General features: G+C 62.6%; 1 pseudogene. It reads left to right on the top strand.

The features are described 5' to 3' along the window. Positions 1-178: 178 nt before the first annotated feature. A pseudogene (locus BGN95_RS17045) lies at positions 179-372 on the top strand (DNA repair protein RadA); the annotation flags it as partial.

Here is a 372-nt window from a genome sequence, read left to right as displayed (position 1 = left end):
CCGATCGCGCCGCTATCCTGCGGCCAGGATGCGAGACGCGCGTCGCGTTCGGCCAGCGACCAGCTAAACTCGAGCGGCAGGGAATCGGGGGAAAACATCGTCACACCTGTTGCTTCGTACCCGTTAACACGCCGTGAGCGTGTTCCCCTATCGTTCCGGTGCTGCTAAGGACGATGGCATGGCCCGGCTTCAGAAACGTTTTGTCTGCCAATCGTGCGGATCGGTCTCGTCGCGGTGGCAGGGGCAATGTGTCGATTGCTCGGAATGGAACACGATCGTCGAGGAGACCCCGGCGGTCGTCACGCCGTTTCAGGCCAAGCATAATCTGCAGGGCGGCGGACGCGCGATCACCCTCGTCGGGCTGGATACCGA

Origin of the sequence: Sphingomonas sp. 66-10, assembly GCF_001897045.1 — a bacterium.
GTDB lineage: Bacteria > Pseudomonadota > Alphaproteobacteria > Sphingomonadales > Sphingomonadaceae > Sphingomonas > Sphingomonas lycopersici.
The sequence above is the reverse complement of the archived record's forward strand: the minus strand, read 5'-3'. Positions and strand labels throughout refer to the sequence as shown.